The 375-nt window shown below is 50.7% G+C and carries 1 tRNA gene and 1 rRNA gene; both read right to left on the reverse strand.

The annotated features are described in order from the left end of the window. Nucleotides 1-19: 19 nt before the first annotated feature. A tRNA-Ile gene (locus AWT75_RS20510) sits at nucleotides 20-96 on the reverse strand. Nucleotides 97-294: 198 nt separating this feature from the next. Beyond that, nucleotides 295-375: ribosomal RNA gene (locus AWT75_RS20515) — 16S ribosomal RNA — on the reverse strand; the annotation flags it as partial.

Consider the following 375-nt stretch of genomic DNA (forward strand, 5'->3'; position numbering starts at 1 on the left):
ACAGCACCCAGATAAAAACTGGTGGGTCTGGAAGGACTCGAACCTTCGACCCCTGCGTTATCAACACAGTGCTCTAACCAGCTGAGCTACAAACCCAGTTGACGCTTACATCGCAGTTTTGCGTCTGCGATGTTCTTTCGATCAAAATCGTGTCAATCAAGGCGTGGACCGACGTCTGTACTTCTTGTACACGAGGAGGTTCGCAACGCTGAGTGACGATGATTTTCATCGAAAGCTTTGCCCTCTTTCAGAACAACCGATAGGTTGTGAGTACTCGACGATCGCCTTCTCTAGAAAGGAGGTGATCCAGCCGCAGGTTCCCCTACGGCTACCTTGTTACGACTTCACCCCAGTCATGAATCCCACCGTGGTAAG

It is taken from the genome of Aquitalea pelogenes, assembly GCF_001515305.1.
GTDB classification, from domain to species: domain Bacteria; phylum Pseudomonadota; class Gammaproteobacteria; order Burkholderiales; family Chromobacteriaceae; genus Aquitalea; species Aquitalea pelogenes.